This window comes from Mycobacterium sp., from assembly GCF_025965855.1.
Classification (GTDB): domain Bacteria; phylum Actinomycetota; class Actinomycetes; order Mycobacteriales; family Mycobacteriaceae; genus Mycobacterium.
This window is the reverse complement of sequence record NZ_JAOPWB010000201.1, coordinates 31,111-50,547: the sequence shown is the minus strand read 5'-3', so window position 1 is coordinate 50,547 and position 19,437 is coordinate 31,111. Positions and strand designations below refer to the sequence as shown.

The following is a 19,437-nucleotide window of genomic DNA, read 5'->3' as shown; positions in this document are numbered from 1 at the left end:
AGAAGCTGCCGACGGTCGAGGTCCCGCCCACGCCCCTGAAATCCCGGCGGCACGAAACCTGGCTGATGATGCTGCTGGGCGCCGGGTTCGGACTCGGCGTGGCGCTGACGCTCAGCCGGCTGGTCGCCGGGCTGGCATCCCGGCTGAGCCCCGTACTGGCCGCCGCGGGGGCGGCGGGGTGCGTCGCCGTCGGGGTGGCGGTCACGTTCGTGGTCATCCACATCCGCGGCCTGCTGCGGGACCGGGCGCTGCTGGACCGCTGGGCGGCCGAAGCGACGTCGTCGCTGCAGTCGACGGTGGAGGAGCTGGTCGCGACCCGCGTGCTGGTCGCCGAGTCGCTGCTGAGCACCGCGCTGATCGCCCGCGATGAGGCCGAGAACGCGCAGGTGGCCGATCAGGTCAGCGCCATCGACAGCGAACTGCGCGAGCACGCGATCGCCGCGGCACGGGCGGCCGCCGTACGTGACCGGGAGATGCCCACGGTCCAGGCCGCGCTGGACGCCGTGCGTGCAGAACTGGGAGAACCGGGTATACCCCGAGCCGAGCGCGAAAGCGATAAACCGGCTTCAAGGAGCGCGAATGGCGACGACGTCTGACGTTCGGTGACGTTTCTGAATCGTTGATGTGAGAAGGCTTATACCCGCCCGAGGCCTCCCCGACAAGTAGCTCACGATAACCTGTAGTTAACGCCACCATGTGAACAGTTGTGTGGGCGAACGCATATCTACCGCAACCGACGAGCCGAGTAAGCAGGCAGAAATCCAGGAGAGTTCGATGACTTCAGCGACCATTCCCGGTCTGGACACCGCGCCTACCAAGCACCACGGGCTGCTGTCTTGGGTGGAGGAGGTCGCCGAGCTCACCCAGCCGGACCGGGTGGTCTTCGCTGACGGTTCCGACGAGGAGTGGAAGCGGCTCACCGAGCAGCTCGTCGCCGCCGGCACGTTCAAGCGGCTGAACCCCGCAAAGTTCCCGAATTCTTTCCTGGCGCTGTCCGATCCGTCCGACGTGGCGCGGGTCGAGTCGCGGACCTTCATCTGCTCCGAGCGGGAGATCGACGCCGGGCCGACCAACAACTGGATGGACCCCGCCGAGATGCGGTCCACCCTGAAGGACCTGTACCGGGGCTGCATGCGCGGCCGCACCATGTATGTGGTGCCGTTCTGCATGGGCCCGCTCGGTGCCGACGACCCCAAGCTGGGCGTGGAGATCACCGACTCCGAATACGTCGTGGTGTCGATGAAGGTGATGACCCGGATGGGCAAGGCCGCCCTGGAGAAGATGGGTGACGACGGCTTCTTCGTCAAGGCGCTGCACTCCGTCGGAGCCCCCCTGGAGCCCGGCCAACAAGACGTGCCGTGGCCGTGTAGTGACACCAAATACATCACGCACTTCCCGGAAACCCGCGAGATCTGGAGCTACGGCTCCGGCTACGGCGGCAACGCCCTGTTGGGCAAGAAGTGCTACTCGCTGCGCATCGCGTCGGCGATGGCGCACGACGAGGGCTGGCTCGCCGAGCACATGCTGATCCTCAAGCTGATCTCCCCGGAGAACAAGGCGTACTACTTCGCCGCGGCCTTCCCGTCGGCGTGCGGCAAGACCAACCTCGCCATGCTGCAGCCGACCATCCCGGGCTGGCGCGCCGAAACGCTCGGTGACGACATCGCCTGGATGCGGTTCGGCAAGGACGGCCGGCTGTACGCGGTCAATCCCGAGTTCGGCTTCTTTGGGGTCGCGCCGGGCACCAACTGGAAGTCCAACCCCAACGCCATGCGCACCATCGCCGCGGGCAACACCGTCTTCACCAACGTCGCGCTGACCGACGACGACGAGGTGTGGTGGGAAGGCCTGGAGGGCGAGCCGGATCACCTGATCGACTGGAAGGGCCAGGACTGGGTTCTTCGCGAGACGGAAACCAAAGCCGCGCACCCGAATTCGCGGTACTGCACGCCGATGTCGCAGTGCCCGATCCTCGCGCCGGAGTGGGACGCCCCGCAGGGCGTGCCAATCTCGGGCATCCTGTTCGGCGCCCGCCGCAAGACCACGGTGCCGCTGGTGACCGAGGCCCGCGATTGGCAGCACGGCGTGTTCATGGGGGCGACCATGGGAAGCGAGCAGACCGCCGCCGCCGAGGGCAAGGTGGGCACCGTGCGCCGCGACCCGATGGCCATGCTGCCGTTCCTGGGCTACCACGTCGGCGACTACTTCCAGCACTGGCTGGACCTGGGCAAGAACTCCGACGAGTCCAAGCTGCCGAAAGTGTTCTTCGTCAACTGGTTCCGCCGCGGTGAGGGTGGCAAGTTCCTGTGGCCGGGCTTCGGCGAGAACAGCCGCGTGCTGAAGTGGATCGTCGACCGCATCGAGCACAAGGCCGGCGGCCAGGACACCCCGATCGGTGTCGTGCCGACCGCCGAGGATCTGGACCTGGACGGGCTCGACGCCGACAGCAAGGACGTCGCGCAGGCGTTGGCCGTCAACGCCGACGAGTGGCGCCAGGAACTGCCGCTGATCGAGGAGTGGTTCGAGTTCGTCGGCGAGAAGCTGCCCACCGGGGTCAAGGACGAGTTCGAGGCGCTCAAGCAGCGGCTCGCCGAGTAGCGCGAGCAGATGCAAAAGCCCCCGTTCCGGACCGGAATCGGGGGCTTTTGCGTCTGCTCGGCGAGCTGGGCCCTAGCCGCTAATCGCCGGTCGTCGTAGCGATCTCGGCAGGTACACCGCGCCGGCTCCGGCGCCGGCCGCCAGGTCGCCCGGATTGGAGATGGCGCAGCGCTTCAGTGACAGGCACCCGCAGCCGATGCACGAGTCGAGGTTGTCGCGCAGCGCGATCAACCCGGCGATCTGGTCGTCGAGGCGCGCGCGCCAGGTTTTGGACAGCCGGCCCCAGTCGGCGCGGGTCGGGGTGCGGCCGTCCGGAAGTGTCGCCAGCGCGTCGGCGATCTCATCCAGGCTCAGCCCGACGTTGCGGGCGGCCTTGATGAAGGCCAGGCGCCGCAGCATCTGCCGCTCGAATCGGCGCTGGCCGCCGGCGGTCCGGGTCCCCGTGATGAGGCCCTGGCTCTCGTAGAACCGGATCGCCGAGGCGGCGAAGCCGCTGCGGCGGGCTATCTCGCTGACGGTGAACAGATCCCGTTTGTCCATGTGGTCTCCTCGAATTGGGGACTTGACTTAAAGTTTACTTCAACTATCAGTATGGCCATATGACCCAATTTCAAGCCCGTCCCGTTGCCATTGTCACCGGCGCCTCCCGCGGGTTCGGCAGGGCGGTGACGGCCGCCCTGCTCGACCGTGGGTGGGCCGTCGTCGCCGACGCCCGCCGTGCCTCCGATCTGAAAACCACTGCCGCGGAGCTTAATTCGTCGCGATTGATCGCATTGCCGGGCGACGTAACCGACGCGCCGCACCGTGACGCGCTGGTCGCGGCCGCGATCGAGGCCGGTCCACTTCGCCTGCTGGTGAACAACGCCAGCCGGCTGGGGCCCAGCCCGCAGCCGGTGCTCGCCGACTACCCGGCGGGCGAGTTGTGGGCCGTCTACCAGAGCAACGTGTTCGCCCCGCTGGCGCTGATCCAGGCGGCGCTGCCGGCGCTGACCGACAACGCGGGGGTGATCGTCAACCTGTCATCCGACGCCGCCGTCGAGCCGTACCCGGGCTGGGGCGGATACGGCTCGTCGAAGGCCGCGTTGGATCAGCTGTCGGCCGTCCTGGCGGCCGAGGCGCCGGCCGTCAGCGTTTACGCCTTCGACCCGGGCGACATGCGGACCGAGATGCACCAGGCCGCGTTTCCCGGCGAGGACATCTCCGACCGCGCCGAGCCGGAGGCGAAGGTCCCGGCATTGCTGCGCCTGCTGGACACCCGGCCCGCCGCCGGTCGTTACCGGGCGGCGGACCTGGCGCTATCCGGAGCGTGGCGATGACTGTTTCCAGGACCCTCGCGGCGCGGCCGCGGACGCACTTCGACCGCCCCCCGGGCTCCGACGCCATCGAGCCGCCCGAAGCCCACGGCGTGGCCCGCGACGCGGTCAGGCTGCTGGTCGCCCGCCCGGGCGGGGTAAGCCACGCCCGCTTCGCCGACCTTGGTGACTACCTGCGACCGGGCGATCTCCTGGTGGTGAACAACTCCGCCACGATGCCCGCCGCGGTCGACGGCCGCCGCGGCGGCCAGGAAATCACCGTGCACTTCTCGACGCCGCGCGCCGAAAAGGCCTGGGTGGTGGAACTGCGGCCCGCGGTGGACGCGGCCGGACACCTGACCGACGTCCGGCCCGGCGAACGCGTCGACATGCCCGGCGGCGCGGCGCTCGTCATCGGGTCGTCCTACCCGGAACCCGGGGTCGAGGGCGCACGGCTGTGGACGGCGCGGGCGATCCTGGAGGGTCCGGCAGGCGCTGTCGGCTCGTACCTCGCGCGGCACGGGCGGCCGATCCGGTACGCATACGTGCCGCGCCCATGGCCGCTGCGCTACTACCAGACCGTGTTCGCGCGATCCGCCGGCAGCGCTGAAATGCCCAGCGCGGCGCGGCCTTTCAGCACCGAGCTGGTAACCGCCCTGGTCTCCACCGGGATTGGGATCGCGCCGATCACGCTGCACGCCGGGGTGTCGTCGGCGGAAGCGGGCGAGCCACCGACTCCCGAGCCGTTCGAGGTGCCGGCGGCCACCGCGCGGATGGTGAATTCGGCGCGCGCTGCCGGCAGCAGGGTGATCGCCGTAGGCACCACCGTCACCCGCGCGCTGGAGTCGGCCGCGGACGCGCTCGGCGTGGTCCGGCCGGCCGCCGGCTGGACCGACCTGGTGCTCGGTCCCGGCCACCCGGGCCGGGTGGTCGACGGCCTGATCACCGGATGGCATGACGCCGGCGCCTCACACCTGCTGCTGCTCGAGGCCGTTGCGGGCCCGGACCTGGTCGCGGCGGCCTATCGGGAGGCCGTCACACGAGGCTATCTGTGGCACGAATTCGGTGACAGTGCCCTGCTGCTGCCGGAGCGCTGACGCGGTTCGGGCATGCGCGTCTTTGCCCGCCTAACAGCGACAGTTCTCGGTGATGTCGGCGGTCCTGCCGCATGCCCTCGGATTGTCGCTATGAGGGGGGCAGATCGGGCTACCCCGAACTTCTTGTGACTGGTGTGACTTCATGCCGAGCGAGGACCGCCCGAGAGTGACCTACGTGCCGCCGGCCCGTGGGCGGGTAATACAGTCGGCGCATGCAGATTCGCCCCCATATCGGCGCCGACAAACCTGCTGTCATCCTCTACCCGGCCGGCACGGTCGTCACCTTCGACGACCTGGAATCCCGCGCCAATCGGCTGGCGCATCGGTTTCGCCAGGCCGGACTGCGCGAGGGGGACACCGTCGCGATCCTGATGGAGAACAACGAGCACATCCACGCGGTGATGTGGGCGGCGCGACGCAGCGGTTTGTACTACGTGCCGATCAACACCCACCTGACCGCGGCCGAGGCCGCCTACATCGTCGACAACAGCAGCGCCAAGGCCATCATCGGTTCGGCGGCGTTGCGCGACACGCTTGTGCAACTGGGAGAACACCTGCCGGACGGGCTGCCGGGCCTGCTGATGATCGCCGGCCCTGTTTCGCCAGGCGACCTGCCGAATTGGGAGCGCTATCCGGAATGCGTTGCCCGCCAACCGGATACCCCGATCGACGACGAGATTGAGGGCGACCTGCTGCAGTATTCGTCGGGGACCACCGGCCGGCCCAAGGGCATCAAACGCGAACTGCCGCACGTCCCGCCCGCCGAGGCGCCGGGCATGATGGCGGCGCTGATCGGGTTCTGGATGACCCCCGAGTCGATCTATCTGAGCCCGGCCCCGCTCTACCACACGGCGCCGTCGGTGTGGTCGATGAGCGCGCAGGCCGACGGCATCACCACGGTCGTCCTGGAGAAGTTCGACCCCGAGGGAACGCTGGACGCGATCCAGCGTTATCGGGTGACCCACGGCCAGTTCGTGCCTGCCATGTTCACCCGGATGCTGAAACTGCCCGCAGCCGTTCGTGATTCGTACGACCTGTCCAGCCTGCAGCGGGTGATGCACGCCGCCGCGCCGTGCCCGATGGAGATCAAGAAGCAGATGATCGACTGGTGGGGTCCGATCGTCGACGAGTATTACGCGTCCTCGGAGGCCATCGGGTCGACGTTGATCAGCGCCGAGGAGTGGCTGGCGCACCCGGGTTCGGTCGGCAAACCCATGCTGGGCGCGATTCACATCCTCGGCGAGGACGGCACCGAGCTGCCACCGGGCCAGCCCGGCGAGCTCTACTTCGAGGGCGGGTACTCCTTCGAATACCTCAACGACCCGACGAAAACCGCCGCCTCGCGCGGCACGCACGGCTGGGTGACGGTCGGCGACGTCGGCTATCTCGACGACGAGGGTTACCTGTACCTGACCGACCGGCGCCACCACATGATCATCTCCGGCGGGGTGAACATCTACCCGCAAGAGACCGAGAACCTTCTGGTCACCCACCCGAAGGTGTTGGACGCCGCGGTGTTTGGCGTTCCCGACGACGAGATGGGTCAGCGCGTCGTGGCGGCCGTGCAGACCGTCGACCCGGCCGATGCCACCGATGGGTTTGCCGACGAGCTGACCGCATGGCTGCGGGACCGCTTGGCGCACTACAAATGCCCGCGCTCGATCGCCTTCGAGGCGCAGCTGCCGCGCACCGACACCGGAAAGCTCTACAAGAACGGGCTGATCGAGAAGTACTCGGTGTGACCGATGCTGCGGGTGGTGGACCTGTCGAGCGCGATGGAGGCCGGTCCTGAACCGGAGCCGGCGTCACCGCCCGGAGTGGTCGTCGCCGTAGGCTCGGCCGCGGATATCGCCCGGGACGAATACTGGCTTCAGGCCGCGACTTTCACGCTGACCGAGGACGCGTGCTCCGATCGCAGGGCGGTCACGGTCGATTCGGTGCCCGAGGCCCTGGCCGAGCTGACGCAGCGCTGCCGGCGTTGGCCGCACGCCAGCCGCGTGTGCGACGACGTCCTGCGCGCGGTCGACCCCCGCGGCCCGACGCTGGCCGGGGTGGTGACCGAGTCGCTGGCCTACTCGACCCTGCAGGCCGGCCCGGAGTTCGGGCGGTGGCTGGCCGAACGCGGTCCGGCCCGCGTGCCCGACATCGCCGACCCGGTGCTGGCGCGGCGTGAGGGCGACACGCTGCGGATCACCTTCAACCGGCCGCAACGCCACAACGCGTTTTCCACCGATGCGCGGGGCGCGTTGCTCGAGGCGCTGACCGTCGCTCAGCTGGATCCCTCGGTTACCGGGATCGTGTTGAGCGGCAACGGTCCATCGTTTTGCAGCGGCGGGGACCTCGCGGAATTCGGCACCTTCGCCGACCCGGCGAGCGCGCACCTGGCCCGCACCCGCCACAGCCCCGCGCTGGCGCTCGACGCGTTGGCCGCCCGGCTCGGCCGGTCATGCCGCGCGCAGGTTCACGGCCGGGTGATGGGCAGCGGATTGGAGATGGCGGCGTTCTGCGGATGGATTGAGGCGCGCGACGATTCGGTGTTCGGCCTACCCGAATTGGGCCTCGGCCTGATACCCGGCGCCGGCGGAACCCTCAGCGTCACCCGGCGGATCGGGCGCTGGCGCACCGCGTATCTGGTGCTGTCCGGGCAGTCGGTCGGCGCCGACACCGCGCGGGCGTGGGGGCTGGTGGACGCGACTTACGTTGGCGCCCAAGGCCTCGCTCAGAAGCCCGAATAGGTGGTGGTGGTCGTCGACGGGATGCTCGAGATGGCCACCGCGAAAAAGACGAACCACAGGATGACGCCAATCACGTAGGCGGCGACGCCGGCGATCGCGCCGATGATGGCCCACTTCTTCGCGCTGTCGGCCGCGGATTGTGCCTCGGCGTATCGCCCCTGGGCCCACAGCCCGGAGACCTTGGTGGAGTACACGATCGAGACGATCCCGAACGGGAGGCAGCACAGCACCGTGACCAGGATCGCCCAGACGAGGTAGTTGTCCGGCTCGCGCTGGGCCGGCCAACCCTGCTGCGGGACCGGGTATCCGGGCGGCGGCTGGCCCTGCCAACCCGGCTGCTGCTGGCCCTGCCATTCTGGGGAACCCTCGTACGGCCCTTGGGGATAACTCATGGCAGCTGCCTCTCCTTGGTTACTCCCGCGCCGCTTCGCTGGTGTGAGAAGTCAGGCAAATATACAGCACACGCCGACGTCAGGCCGGGAGATTCGCTTCAGATCCCGCCGCGGGCGACCAGCTGCGCGGCGATCACATTGCGCTGGATCTCGTTGGTGCCCTCGCCCACGATCATCAGCGGCGCGTCGCGGAAGTAGCGTTCGACGTCGTACTCGGTGGAGTAGCCGTAGCCGCCGTGGATGCGCACGGCGTTCAGCGCGATCTCCATTGCGGTCTCGGAGGCGAACAGCTTGGCCATCCCGGCCTCCATGTCGCAGCGTTCGCCGCTGTCGTAGCGCTCGGCGGCATAGCGGGTGAGCTGACGGGCGGCGGTGAGCTTGGTCGCCATGTCCGCCAGGTAGTTGCCTATCGACTGATGTTTCCAAATCGGCCGCCCGAAGCTTTCCCGCTGCTGCGCGTAGGCCAGCGCGTCCTCGAGCGCCGCCGTCGCGACGCCCAGGGCCCGGGCGGCCACCTGGATGCGGCCCGTCTCGAGCCCCTTCATCATTTGCGCAAAGCCCTCGCCCACCCGGCCGCCCAGCACCGCCGACGCCGGCGCACGGAAGTTGTCGAACGACAGCTCGCAGGACTCGACGCCCTTGTAACCCAGCTTGGGTAGGTCCCGCGAGACCGTCATACCCGGCCCGTGCTCGACGAGCACGATCGAGATGCCCGCGTGGCGCGGCGTGGCGTTCGGGTCGGTCTTGCACAGCAGCGCGATCAGCCCGGACCGGCGCGCGTTGCTGATCCAGGTCTTGGAACCGTTGATGACCAAACCGCCAGGGGCGCCGGCTTCGCCAAAGGGCACAGCGGTCGTCGTCATGTTCTGCAGGTCCGAGCCGCCGCCGGGCTCCGTCAACGCCATCGTGGCCCGCAGCTCGCCGGTGGCCATCGGCGGCAGGTAGGCCCGCTTCTGCTCCGCGGTGCCGAACAGCGTCAGCAACTTGGCCACCACGGTGTGCCCTCCCATCGCGCCGGCCAGGCTCATCCAGCCGCGGGCCAGCTCCTCGGTGACCCGCACGTAGCACGGCATCGACACCGGTGACCCGCCGTATTCCTCGGGAACGGCCAGGCCGTAGATGCCGATCCGCTTCATCTGGTCGATCCACGCCCCGGGGTAGGTGTTGGCGTGCTCGACCTCGCGGACGCTGGGTTTGACGTCGCGGTCGATGAACGCCCGCACCGTGGCGACCAGCATGTCTTCTTCGTCGTTCACCCCACGCCCAGCCTCCTGCGTTGACCCCCGATCCGACAGCCTGCCAGCATGTGGCGTTGTGACTAGCGACGGGTATGCGCGGATGCGCGAGGGCGGCCCCTACTTCGACGATCTCGCGGTGGGCGACGTCTTCGACTGGGCACCGGCGATGACGCTGTCGGCGGGGATGGCCGCCGCGCATCAGGCGATCGTGGGCGATCGGTTGCGGCTGTCCCTGAACGCCGACCTGTGTGCGGCGGTGACCGGCGCGCCGGGGCCGCTGGCGCATCCGGCCCTGGTCTGCGACGTCGCGATCGGGCAGTCGACGCTGGCCACCCAGCGGGTCAAGGCGAACCTGTTCTACCGCGGCCTCACCTTTCACCGATTCCCGGTCATCGGCAACTCGCTGTACACCCGCACGGAAGTGGTTGGACTGCGGGCCAATTCGCCGAAGCCGGGCCGGGCCCCGACGGGCATGGCGGCGCTGCGGATGATCACGATCGACCAGGCCGACCGGTTGGTGCTCGACTTCTATCGGTGCGCCATGCTGCCGGCCGGCCCGGACCACAACCCCGACAGGGACGGATCGGAGGCTCCCGACGACGATCTATCCACGATCGGCGCCGACGTGCCCGGCCCGGCCCACGATCCGACCGCCCAGTGGGACGCCGACGTGTTCCGAAACAAGGTGCCGGGCCCGCGTTTCGACCCCGCCCTGGCGGGTGCGGTGCTGCGCAGCACGGGCGATGTGGTCAGCTGCGCGCCCGAACTCGCCCGGCTCACCCTGAACATCGCCGCCACACATCATGATTCGCGGGTCGGCAGTGGCCGGCTGGTGTACGGCGGACACACCATCGGGCTGGCGCTCGCGCAGGCCAGCAGGCTGCTGCCCAACCTGGCGACGGTCCTGGGCTGGGAGTCCTGCGATCACACCGGCCCGGTGCGCGAGGGCGACACCCTGTACAGCGAGTTGCACGTCGAAACCGCCCGGCCGACCGACCACGGCGGAGTGCTCGGGCTGCGGTCGCTGGTCTATGCGGTCGGCGAGCCCGACCGCCCGGTGCTGGACTGGCGGTTCACCGCGCTGCATTTCTAGCCCGCGCCACGCGCACAATGGGGTGGTGACCACGTCATCCAAGTGGGGTAGCAGCGGGCTGGCCTGCCTGACGGGCCTGCCCGACGGGCCGCCCGACTTCTCCCGCGCGAACGTGCTGGCCCGCGCGGAGCACGTGGCCGCCACCGTGGGTCACCGAATGCACATCGTCATCGACGCGGCCGGCCTGCTGACCGGGCGGGCCGGCTTGCTCGGATTGACCCGCCGCGGCCGGGTATCGGCCGGTGGGGCCACCCGGTTGCTGGCGGCCCGCGATGGGTGGTGTGCGATCACGCTGTCGCGCCCCGACGACGTCGCCGCCGTCCCCGCCCTGCTGCAGACCGATGAGATGCCCGCCTACCCCTGGCCGGCGCTGCGGCGCTGGGCCGCAACGCACCCCGTGTTCGCGGTCACCGAACGGGCGCGTCTGCTCGACATTCCCGCGGCCACCCTGGGCGAGGCCGCCGCCGCATCGCCGCAGGTCCGGCACATGAACTCGCGCGCGCACGCGCGCGAGTTGGCCGGCCTGCTGGTGGCCGACCTGTCCTCGATGTGGGCGGGCCCGCTGTGTGGGCAGCTCTTGGCCCGCGCCGGAGCAACCGTGGTCAAAGTGGAAAGCCCGCGCCGCCCGGACGGCACCCGAGACGGCAACGGTGCCTTCTACGACTGGATCAACGGTGAAAAGCTCTCCTACTGCATCGATTTCGACAGCCAGGCCGACGAGCTACGCGACTTGCTCGCCGTCGCCGATATCGTGATCGAAGGCTCGCGCCCCGCCGCGTTGGTGCGGCGCCGGCTCGGGCCCGACGACGTCGCACCGCGAGCGGGGCGAATCTGGTTACGCATCAGCGGATATGACGACGCAAGGCCGGCGTTCGGCGATGACGCCGCGGTGGCCGGTGGCCTGGTGGGTATCGCCGCCGATGGACCGGTGTTCTGCGGCGACGCCATCGCCGACCCGTTGACCGGGCTGGACGCGGCCTTGGCGGTGGTCGAATCGCTGAGCCGCGGCGGGGGTGAATCGATCCACGTGCCCATGGCCGCCGTCGCCGCGACCTATGCGGCGTTGCCGACCGAAGCGCCGGCCGGGCAGAACCCGGCGCCGCCACCCCAGGCACCACCGGCACCCGGCCCGGCGGCCGAACTCGGCGCCGACAACGACGCCGTGCGCCGGATGGTCTCCGAAAGGCGTTGCCTGTCATGCTGATTCACCGCGCCGCCCTGCTGGACGGCAGAACGGTCGACATCCGGGTCGGTGCGCAGATCGATGAGATAGGGGACGGTCTGGTCTCTCGCGAAGGGGAGGGCGTGCTCTACGCCGGCGGCGGGACCGTCCTGCCCGGGCTGCACGACCACCACGTGCACCTGCGCTCGGCGGCTTCGGCGCTGGATTCGTTCTTCGTCGGGCCGCCCGGGGTCACCACCAAAGCCCAACTGACACAACTGCTGTCGAACGCCACGCCGGGCCCCGACGGGTGGATTCGCGCCGTCGGCTACCACGAGTCCGTCGCAGGCGAGCTTGATCGGACCGCCCTGGATGCCGTCGTGCGCAACATTCCGGTGCGCATCCAGCACCGCAGCGGCGCGCTGTGGATCCTCAACTCCGAGGCGCTGGGCCGGGTCGGCCTACCCGAACATCCCGACGGCCGCCTGCGCAGCGCCGACCGCGGCTGGTCGGACGCCCTGCAGCAGCGCGAAACCGACCTGGCCGAACTCAGCCGCCGCATCACCGCGACCGGCGTCACCGGCGTCACCGACGCCACCCCCGACCTCGGCGCCGACGACATGGTCTCGCTGTTGGTGGCGCACCGCCACGGCGAGTTTCGGCCGCGGCCGAGCTTCCTGGCACCGGGTAAGAAGATCCTGCAGGACGACCGTCTCGATCTGGACGCCCTGACGGCCTTCATCGCCGACCAGCACAGCAACGGCCGACCGGTCGCGGTGCACTGCGTGACCGCGGCCCAACTGGTGGTCACGATCGCGGCCCTGCGGGCCGCCGGCAGCCACCCGCTGGATCGCATCGAGCATGCCGCGGTAGTGCCCACGGAAAACTTGGCCGACCTGGCCGACCTGCAGATCACGGTGGTGACACAGCCCAACTTCGTCGCCGAGCGCGGCGATCAATACCTCGCCGACGTCCCCGCCGGCGAGCACGGCCAGCTGTGGCGGGTCGCGTCCCTGCTTGACGCGGCCGTGCCGGTGGCGCTGTCCACCGACATGCCCTTCGGCCACAGCGACCCATGGACGGCGATGCGGGCCGCGGTGTACCGCACCACACCCAGCGGCGCCGTGCTCAATCCGAACGAATGCGTCACGGCGCGACAGGCTTTGACGATGTTCCTGGGCCGGCCGGATCAGCCGGGCCGGGCGCGCACCGTCGAAGCCGGGCAGCCCGGGGACCTCTGCGTGCTGACCGAGCCCCCGGCGACGGCGCTGGCCGAGCTGGACGCCGGCATGGTGGCCGCCACCGTCATCGGCGGCGAGCTCGTTTACTTCGCGATGTGACCGGCGCTCAGGCCGCCGGGGCGAGCGCGGCGCGCAAACTGTCGCATTGGCTGTCGAAAAACCGCCGCGACACTTGGGCTTTCCGTGCCACCGCATCGAAGCCGTGAAACGCGCCCGGAATCACCTCGACGTGGCACGGCACCCCCGCGTCGATCAGGCGCTGGGCGTAGGCCAGGTCCTCGTCGTAGAATAGGTCGTGCGTCCCTACGCCGATCCATGCCGGCGGCAGCCCGCTCAGGTCGTCGCGGCGCGCCGGGACGGCGACCCGCGGGTCGGCGCCGCCGAGATAGGCCGTCCAGCCGAAGTCGTTGCTGCGCGTGCTCCACAGCCGGTGGTTCGGGTTCGCGGCGGTGGCGGAGCTTCGGTCGTCCAGCATCGGATAGGCCAACACCTGAAACGCGGGGCTTACTTCGCCGCGGTCCCGGGCCAGCAGCGCCAGCGCCGCCGCCAGGCCGCCGCCCCCGCTGGCGCCGGCGATCGCCACCCGGTTGCGGTCCACCGCGGGCAGGTCGGCCAGCCAGGTGAGCGCCGAATAGCAGTCTTCCAGCGGCGCGGGATACGGATGCTCGGGCGCCAGGCGGTATTCCACCGACGCGACGGTCATGCCCAGCCTCGAGCTGAACCGGCGGCACAGCGCATCGTCCTGCTGGGCGGTGCCGAGCACGTACCCGCCGCCGTGAATCCACAGCAGCGCGGGCGCGGGTTCGGTCACACCGGCGGGCCGAAACAGCCGCACGCCGACCCCCGATCCCAGGGTGATCACCTCGACACCGGGGGGTGCGCCGGCTTTACGGCGCCATCCCGTCAGGCCGCCCATCGCCCGCATTATCGGCAGGCTCCGGGGACCGATCAGATGCCGTGGGGTGAAACGGGCGATTCGGCGCAGGTCGGGGTGAACGTCGTCGTTCGGCATCGACTCAGTATCAACGACGACAACACATCTTCACCGACAGGGCCGTGAGTAGGCGGTAGTCGTGTGGACAATCCGCGGAAATGCCTTCGAAACACGGGCGCCGTAGTTTCGGCTGTAAGGGCCGATCGGGAGGCATCATGGAAGGAACGTCCGGCCGAGCCGGCCGAAGGTGTGCCGGCTCATCAGCTAAGCGGTGATCGCCAGTGGCGTCGGCGCCGACGAAAACACATTGCCCGTACTGTTCATTACAGTGCGGCATCACCCTCGACGTGTCCGGGGGACCCGCGAAGCCGCCGGTGCTCGCGCCGCAAGGAGACTTTCCCACTAATCGCGGTGGGCTGTGCGCGAAGGGCTGGACGGCGGCCGACCTGCTCGGGCATCCGGAACGGCTGAGCCGCCCGCTGGTTCGCGACGGGCGAGGTGCGCCGCTGCGTCCGGCGACCTGGAACGAGGCGCTGGAGCGGATCGTCGCGGCGTTCCAGAAGACGCAGCAGAACCATGGCCGGGACGCTGTCGGATGTTTCGGCGGCGGCGGCCTGACAAACGAAAAGGCTTACCAGTTAGGCAAATTTGCGCGCGTCGCACTGCGCACCTCGGCAATCGATTACAACGGCCGGTTCTGTATGTCGTCGGCGGCCGCGGCGTCGAACCGTTCGTTCGGCATCGACCGCGGGTTGCCCTTTCCGCTCGCCGACATCGCGCACGCCGACGTCATCCTCCTCGTCGGTGGTAACCCCGCCGAAACGCTGCCCCCGGCGATGCAGTATTTCGACGCGGGCCGCGCCCGGGGCGCCAAGCACATCGTCGTGGACCCGCGCCGCACCGCCACCGCCAGTCGCGCCGACCTTCATCTACAGCCCGTCCCCGGAACCGACCTCGCCTTGGCCAACGGCATGCTCAATGTCGTTGCCCGGGACGGTCTTATCGATCACGAGTATGTCGCCGAGCGGACCGCGGGATTCGAGGCGGTGCGTCGCGCGGTGCGGCTGTACTGGCCGGACCGGGTCGAACGGATCACCGGCGTGCCCGAAAAGGACATCGTGGCCGCGGCCCGGATGCTGGCCCGGGCCGATCGCGCGATGATCCTGACCGCCCGCGGCGCCGAGCAGCACAGCTCGGGGACCGACACGGTGCAGGCCTTCATCAACCTGGCGCTGGCGCTGGGACTACCGGGCCGCCCGTATAGCGGTTTCGCGACGATCACCGGTCAGGGCAACGGCCAGGGTGGCCGCGAGCATGGGCAGAAGTGCGACCAGCTGCCCGGCTACCGCAAACTCGACGATCCCGTCGCGCGCGCCCACGTCGCACGGGTATGGGGGATCGACCCCGCCGACCTGCCGTCGTCCGGGCGGTCGGCCTACGAAATGCTCAGCGGCATCGGCACTCCCGCCGGGGTGCGCGCGCTGTGGGTGATGGCCTCCAACATCGTTGTCTCGGCGCCGAATTCGCTACACGTCGCGGACAAGATGAAGGAACTGGATTTCCTGGCCGTGTCCGACATCTTCTTGTCCGAGACCGCCGCGTTGGCCGACGTGGTGCTCCCCACGACGCAGTGGGCCGAAGAGTCGGGAACCATGACCAACCTGGAAGGCCGGGTGATCCTGCGCCGGGCGGCGGTCGCACCGCCCGACGAGGTGCGCGGCGACCTTGTCGTCATGGCCGACCTGGCGAAGCGCGTAGGGGTACACGGGTTTTCGGCCGATCCACAGGAAGTCTTCGAGGAGCTGACCCGCGCGAGCCAGGGCGGCAAGGCCGACTACCGGGGAATCAGCTACGAACGGATCGCGGCCGACAAAGGAGTGTTCTGGCCCTGCACGTCCGCCCTGCACCCCGACACCCCACGCCTGTTCGCCGAGGACTTCCCGACGCCGGACCGGCGAGCCCGCTTCCATCCCGTCGAGCAAAGGGGCGCAGCGGAACTGCCGGACGACGAATTCCCGTACTACCTCACGACCGGCCGGGTGTTGCGACAATATCAATCCGGGACCCAAACGCGCAGGGTCGCCACACTCGCCGAAGCCGCGCCGGAGCCGGTGGTCGAGCTGCACCCGACGCTGGCGCAACGCCTCGGTGTCGGCAGTGGCGACAAGGTTCGGCTGACGACCCGCCGGGGCGAGGTCGTGATGACGGCGCGGACGGACACCGGTATCCGCCCGGACACCGTCTTCGCACCGTTCCACTGGGGCGGCGCGGCGAGCATCAACCGGCTGACCAATCCGGTTCTTGACCCGCATTCCCGGATGCCCTCATTCAAAGCCTGCGCGGTCGCCGTGGTGCGCGCAGACGCAGCCGATTCACCGAAGGGAGATGTGACGCATGGGTGACGACAGCGTGCCTCGCTTTTTGCAGGGCCCATTCACTTTTCACGGAAAAGGCTACGATTCGCCGTCCCTGCTCGATTCTTCTCTGCGCTATGCCGTGCCGGCCGGGGCGATCACCCAGCCCGTCTATTTCCGCGGCGGCAACAGCACCGACGAGTTGGTCACAATCGTCCTCATGCGCGACGGCGCCCCGATGCGGTACTTCCCCATCGGCGCCAAGGACGCGGTGCACGTGCCGCTCCGGGTCGTCGAGGACCTGATCGCCGACACCGTCATCGAGGTGTTCGTCGCGGCCCCCGACGGATTGAGCGGCACGGTGTTCGTGGACATCGGCTTGGTTGAAATCTGAGTCGCCATGACTACATTGGCCCAACCCGAAACCAACGGCCAGCCCTCGACCGCGCTGGCCAAGCTGGTGGTCGTCGGCAACGGGATGGCGGGGGCGCGCGCGGTGGAGGAGATCCTCGCCCGCGGTGGCAATGAGCGGTTTGCGATCACCGTATTCGGCGACGAACCGTACGGGAACTACAACCGAATTCTCCTGTCCAATGTGCTGGCCGGCTCCGACGACGCCGGCGAGATCTATCTCAATCCGCTGGACTGGTACGCGCAGAACAACATTGAGCTGCGCGCCGGGGTGCGAGTGGTGCGGATCGACCCCTTCGCGCACCTGGTCTACGCCGACGACGGCACCACCGTCCGCTACGACAAGTTGATTCTGGCCACCGGCAGCAGGTCCTTCTTCCCGCCGGTTGACGGCATCTGGCAAGACGACAAGGCCTTGGCCCGCGGCGTTTTCGGGTTCCGCAGCCTCGACGATTGCGAAGCCATGATCGAATTCGCCAAGGGGCGAAGCAAGGCCGTCGTCATCGGTGGCGGACTGTTGGGATTGGAAGCCGCACGGGGCCTGCAGAGTCGGGGACTTCACGTAGCTGTCGTGCAGGGTGGCAACACCTTGATGAACGCGCAACTCGACGACCAGGGCAGCGCCATCCTGCGCCGGCTGGTGGAGGCGCTGGGCATCGAGGTGCACACTGGCAAGAAAACCGTCAGGATGCTCACCCTGGACGGGCTGCCGTCGGCGATCGAATTCGCCGACGGCACCCAGCTGCCCTGCGACATGGTGGTGATGGCGGCCGGCATCCGGCCAAATGTCGTGCTCGCGCGGCGCGCCGGGCTGACCGTCGAACGTGCCATCGTCGTCGACGACCAGATGCGTTCGATCGACGACGACGACATCTATGTGGTGGGCGAGTGCGCGCAGCACCGCGGGCAGGTCTACGGGCTCGTGGCCCCGCTGTGGGAGCAGGCCGTTGTGCTCGCCGATCATCTGACCAGCGCCAATCCCCGTGCGGCCTACCATGGATCGCGCACGGCGACAAAGCTGAAGGTCGCCGGTGTCGACGTGGCGGCGATGGGCCTGAAGGGACCCGAGCGTGACGACGACGAGTTCGTGCAGTATTCCGAACCGAAGCACGGCGTATACAAAACCGTGGTGGTGCGCGACGACAAACTGGTCGGCGCAACCCTCGTGGGCGACGTCAGCAAGGTGGCCTTTTTGATGCAGGCCTTCGACCGTGGGCTTCCGCTTCCGCCCGAACGGGTCTCGCTGATGTTCGACATCGGCGCCCCCGACGTTGCCACCGGCGCAGCCGAATTGGCGGATGACGCGCAGGTGTGCAACTGCAACGGCGTGAGCAAAGCCGCGATCGTCGGCTGCGTCAAAGGCGGCCAGTCGTCGGTCGCGGGCGTGATGTCGGCGACCCGCGCGGGCAAGGGCTGCGGCTCGTGCAAGGGGCTGGTCGCCCAGCTAGTGGAGTGGGCGGCCTCCGAAGCCGGCGCCGCGATTTCCGAGGACGCGGGGGCCAAGTGGTACGTTCCGGGGATCCCCTATGAGAAGCCGGAATTGATGCGGCTGATCCGCGAGCTCGAGCTGCACTCGGTGTCGTCGGTGTTCGCCGCGTTGGCGCCGGAAGGCCGCGAGGACGCCGGCTCGAAAATGGCGCTTGCCTCGTTGCTGCACATGATGTGGGGCGACGAGTTCGTCGACGAACGCGACAGCCGCTACATCAACGACCGGGTCCACGCCAACATCCAGCGAGACGGCACCTTCTCGGTGGTTCCGCAGCTCAAGGGTGGGGTGACAAGCTCCGACCAGCTGCGAAAGATCGCCGACGTAGCCGACAAATACCAGATTCCGATGATCAAACTCACCGGCGGCCAGCGAATCGATTTGCTGGGCGTGCGCAAGGAAGACCTTCCGGCGGTGTGGGCCGACCTCGGGATGCCGTCCGGCTACGCGTACGGCAAGAGCTTCCGCACCGTCAAAACCTGTGTGGGAAGCGACTTCTGCCGCTATGGGCTGGGCGACTCAACGGCACTCGGCATTGCGATCGAAGACCGGTTCCAGGGCCTGCCCAGCCCGGCGAAGATGAAGCTGGCGGTGACCGGGTGTCCCCGCAACTGCGCCGAGGCTCTGTGCAAGGACGTCGGCGTCGTCGCAATCGAGGGCGGGCAATGGCAGATCTACGTGGGCGGCGCGGCCGGCTCACACGTCCGCAGGGGCGATCTGCTGACAACGGTGGGTACCCCCGACGAGGTCATCGCGTTGACGGGTCGGTTCCTGCAGTACTACCGGGAGAATGCCAATTGGCTGGAACGCACCTACGACTTCGTGCCGCGGATCGGTATCGAGCGGATCCACTCGATCGTGGTGCAGGACAGCGAGGGCATCGGTCCCGACCTGGATGCACGCATGCAGAAGTCGGTCGACTCCTACCGTGACCCATGGGCCGAAAGCCGAAAAGCAGTCACGTCCAACCACTTCCGTTCTTCGCTGCCATTGATCCCGCTTCCGCAGGTGCCGGTGCGATGAACGACATCATTTTGGGCCCGGTTGACGACATCCCGATGGGCGAGGGCCGCGCCTACGCGATCGCCGGCCGGCAAATCGTGGTCTTCCGGCTGCGCGACGGTTCGCTGCGCGCCCTTGACGCGGTATGCCCGCACCGCGGAGGCCCGTTGGCGGACGGGCTCACCGACGGCCGGGTCGTCGTCTGCCCGCTGCACGGCTTCACCTACGACCTGGAAACGGGATGCGAGGTCGCCAACGGCGGCGCGGAAGTGACCGCCTATCCCGTGCACGCCGACGGTGCCGGATCGATCCAGCTGCGCCTTGACGCCAAATCACAGCGCCCGCAAAACAACGGCGCGGTTTCCCGCCCGGCTTAAGAGGTGGGCCGGCGCTCGCGACGGG

The 19,437-nt window shown here is 68.8% G+C and carries 16 protein-coding genes and 1 pseudogene; 13 read left to right on the top strand and 4 right to left on the bottom strand.

The window, feature by feature from the left end; genetic code table 11:
• Nucleotides 1-596, top strand: a pseudogene (locus tag JWP83_RS17240) (hypothetical protein); the annotation flags it as partial.
• A 178-nt stretch (nucleotides 597-774) separates the two neighbouring features.
• Nucleotides 775-2,598: a phosphoenolpyruvate carboxykinase (GTP) gene (locus JWP83_RS17235; RefSeq protein WP_297732212.1), complete on the top strand. Its 1,824-nt coding sequence runs from the start codon at nucleotides 775-777 to the stop codon at nucleotides 2,596-2,598.
• A 72-nt stretch (nucleotides 2,599-2,670) separates the two neighbouring features.
• Here JWP83_RS17235 and soxR read toward each other — a convergent pair whose 3' ends face one another.
• On the bottom strand, nucleotides 2,671-3,138 hold the full coding sequence (gene soxR / locus JWP83_RS17230) for a redox-sensitive transcriptional activator SoxR (RefSeq protein WP_297732210.1): 468 nt from the start codon (nucleotides 3,136-3,138) through the stop codon (nucleotides 2,671-2,673).
• A 59-nt stretch (nucleotides 3,139-3,197) separates the two neighbouring features.
• Here soxR and JWP83_RS17225 point away from each other — a divergent pair, with 59 nt between their 5' ends.
• From JWP83_RS17225 to JWP83_RS17210, 4 genes are all read left to right on the top strand, one after another.
• Nucleotides 3,198-3,914 (top strand): SDR family oxidoreductase, encoded by a 717-nt coding sequence (locus JWP83_RS17225; protein WP_297732208.1) that lies wholly within the window; start codon nucleotides 3,198-3,200, stop codon nucleotides 3,912-3,914.
• Nucleotides 3,911-4,987, top strand: a complete 1,077-nt coding sequence (locus tag JWP83_RS17220; RefSeq protein WP_297732206.1) for an S-adenosylmethionine:tRNA ribosyltransferase-isomerase — start codon at nucleotides 3,911-3,913, stop codon at nucleotides 4,985-4,987. Before JWP83_RS17225 ends, JWP83_RS17220 begins: the two co-directional genes overlap by 4 nt.
• 212 nt (nucleotides 4,988-5,199) lie before the next feature.
• Nucleotides 5,200-6,729 carry a fatty-acid--CoA ligase FadD4 gene (gene fadD4, locus JWP83_RS17215; protein ID WP_297732204.1) on the top strand — a complete coding sequence of 510 codons (1,530 nt, stop codon included), beginning with the start codon at nucleotides 5,200-5,202 and terminating at the stop codon, nucleotides 6,727-6,729.
• Between the two features lie 3 nt (nucleotides 6,730-6,732).
• Nucleotides 6,733-7,722 (top strand): enoyl-CoA hydratase/isomerase family protein, encoded by a 990-nt coding sequence (locus JWP83_RS17210; RefSeq protein WP_297732202.1) that lies wholly within the window; start codon nucleotides 6,733-6,735, stop codon nucleotides 7,720-7,722.
• On the opposite strand, the gene JWP83_RS17205 is transcribed toward JWP83_RS17210, so the two are convergent.
• Both JWP83_RS17205 and JWP83_RS17200 read right to left on the bottom strand, forming a co-directional pair.
• Nucleotides 7,707-8,114, bottom strand: coding sequence for a CD225/dispanin family protein (locus JWP83_RS17205; protein WP_297732200.1), 408 nt, complete (start codon nucleotides 8,112-8,114; stop codon nucleotides 7,707-7,709). The genes JWP83_RS17210 and JWP83_RS17205 overlap by 16 nt on opposite strands.
• A 98-nt stretch (nucleotides 8,115-8,212) precedes the next feature.
• A complete protein-coding gene (locus tag JWP83_RS17200) occupies nucleotides 8,213-9,370 on the bottom strand; it encodes an acyl-CoA dehydrogenase family protein (protein ID WP_297732198.1) in 1,158 nt (385 codons plus the stop codon).
• 82 nt (nucleotides 9,371-9,452) lie between these two features.
• On the opposite strand from JWP83_RS17200, the gene JWP83_RS17195 reads away from it, so the two are divergent.
• The 3 genes from JWP83_RS17195 to JWP83_RS17185 are packed head-to-tail and all read left to right on the top strand — an operon-like array spanning nucleotide 9,453 to nucleotide 12,947.
• Nucleotides 9,453-10,445: a MaoC family dehydratase gene (locus tag JWP83_RS17195; protein WP_297732233.1), complete on the top strand. Its 993-nt coding sequence runs from the start codon at nucleotides 9,453-9,455 to the stop codon at nucleotides 10,443-10,445.
• Between the two features lie 22 nt (nucleotides 10,446-10,467).
• Nucleotides 10,468-11,649, top strand: a complete 1,182-nt coding sequence (locus JWP83_RS17190; RefSeq protein WP_297732196.1) for a CoA transferase — start codon at nucleotides 10,468-10,470, stop codon at nucleotides 11,647-11,649.
• Nucleotides 11,643-12,947: an amidohydrolase family protein gene (locus JWP83_RS17185; RefSeq protein WP_297732194.1), complete on the top strand. Its 1,305-nt coding sequence runs from the start codon at nucleotides 11,643-11,645 to the stop codon at nucleotides 12,945-12,947. The genes JWP83_RS17190 and JWP83_RS17185 overlap by 7 nt, the downstream gene beginning before the upstream one ends.
• Nucleotides 12,948-12,954: 7 nt before the next feature.
• On the opposite strand, the gene JWP83_RS17180 is transcribed toward JWP83_RS17185, so the two are convergent.
• The gene (locus tag JWP83_RS17180) at nucleotides 12,955-13,860 is read right to left on the bottom strand and encodes an alpha/beta hydrolase (protein WP_297732192.1); all 906 of its coding nucleotides are present in this window, start codon (nucleotides 13,858-13,860) and stop codon (nucleotides 12,955-12,957) included.
• A gap of 203 nt (nucleotides 13,861-14,063) precedes the next feature.
• On the opposite strand from JWP83_RS17180, the gene JWP83_RS17175 reads away from it, so the two are divergent.
• Genes JWP83_RS17175 through JWP83_RS17160 form a run of 4 tightly spaced genes read left to right on the top strand, consistent with a single transcriptional unit; the run spans nucleotide 14,064 to nucleotide 19,412 of the window.
• A complete protein-coding gene (locus JWP83_RS17175) occupies nucleotides 14,064-16,184 on the top strand; it encodes a molybdopterin oxidoreductase family protein (RefSeq protein ID WP_297732189.1) in 2,121 nt (706 codons plus the stop codon).
• Nucleotides 16,177-16,530 carry a molybdopterin oxidoreductase gene (locus tag JWP83_RS17170; protein ID WP_297732186.1) on the top strand — a complete coding sequence of 118 codons (354 nt, stop codon included), beginning with the start codon at nucleotides 16,177-16,179 and terminating at the stop codon, nucleotides 16,528-16,530. Before JWP83_RS17175 ends, JWP83_RS17170 begins: the two co-directional genes overlap by 8 nt.
• 6 nt (nucleotides 16,531-16,536) lie before the next feature.
• On the top strand, nucleotides 16,537-19,056 hold the full coding sequence (gene nirB / locus JWP83_RS17165; RefSeq protein WP_297732183.1) for a nitrite reductase large subunit NirB: 2,520 nt from the start codon (nucleotides 16,537-16,539) through the stop codon (nucleotides 19,054-19,056).
• Complete coding sequence (locus JWP83_RS17160; RefSeq protein ID WP_297732180.1) at nucleotides 19,053-19,412, top strand: Rieske (2Fe-2S) protein; 360 nt, start codon at nucleotides 19,053-19,055, stop codon at nucleotides 19,410-19,412. Before nirB ends, JWP83_RS17160 begins: the two co-directional genes overlap by 4 nt.
• Nucleotides 19,413-19,437: the final 25 nt, after the last annotated feature.

Coding starts and splice junctions, on each gene's coding strand:
- JWP83_RS17235 (WP_297732212.1), top strand. CDS start 775: ATGACTTCAGCGACCATTCCCGGTCTGGACACCGCGCCTACCAAGCAC.
- soxR (WP_297732210.1), bottom strand. CDS start 3,138: ATGGACAAACGGGATCTGTTCACCGTCAGCGAGATAGCCCGCCGCAGC.
- JWP83_RS17225 (WP_297732208.1), top strand. CDS start 3,198: ATGACCCAATTTCAAGCCCGTCCCGTTGCCATTGTCACCGGCGCCTCC.
- JWP83_RS17220 (WP_297732206.1), top strand. CDS start 3,911: ATGACTGTTTCCAGGACCCTCGCGGCGCGGCCGCGGACGCACTTCGAC.
- fadD4 (WP_297732204.1), top strand. CDS start 5,200: ATGCAGATTCGCCCCCATATCGGCGCCGACAAACCTGCTGTCATCCTC.
- JWP83_RS17210 (WP_297732202.1), top strand. CDS start 6,733: ATGCTGCGGGTGGTGGACCTGTCGAGCGCGATGGAGGCCGGTCCTGAA.
- JWP83_RS17205 (WP_297732200.1), bottom strand. CDS start 8,114: ATGAGTTATCCCCAAGGGCCGTACGAGGGTTCCCCAGAATGGCAGGGC.
- JWP83_RS17195 (WP_297732233.1), top strand. CDS start 9,453: ATGCGCGAGGGCGGCCCCTACTTCGACGATCTCGCGGTGGGCGACGTC.
- JWP83_RS17185 (WP_297732194.1), top strand. CDS start 11,643: ATGCTGATTCACCGCGCCGCCCTGCTGGACGGCAGAACGGTCGACATC.
- JWP83_RS17180 (WP_297732192.1), bottom strand. CDS start 13,860: ATGCCGAACGACGACGTTCACCCCGACCTGCGCCGAATCGCCCGTTTC.
- JWP83_RS17170 (WP_297732186.1), top strand. CDS start 16,177: ATGGGTGACGACAGCGTGCCTCGCTTTTTGCAGGGCCCATTCACTTTT.
- nirB (WP_297732183.1), top strand. CDS start 16,537: ATGACTACATTGGCCCAACCCGAAACCAACGGCCAGCCCTCGACCGCG.
- JWP83_RS17160 (WP_297732180.1), top strand. CDS start 19,053: ATGAACGACATCATTTTGGGCCCGGTTGACGACATCCCGATGGGCGAG.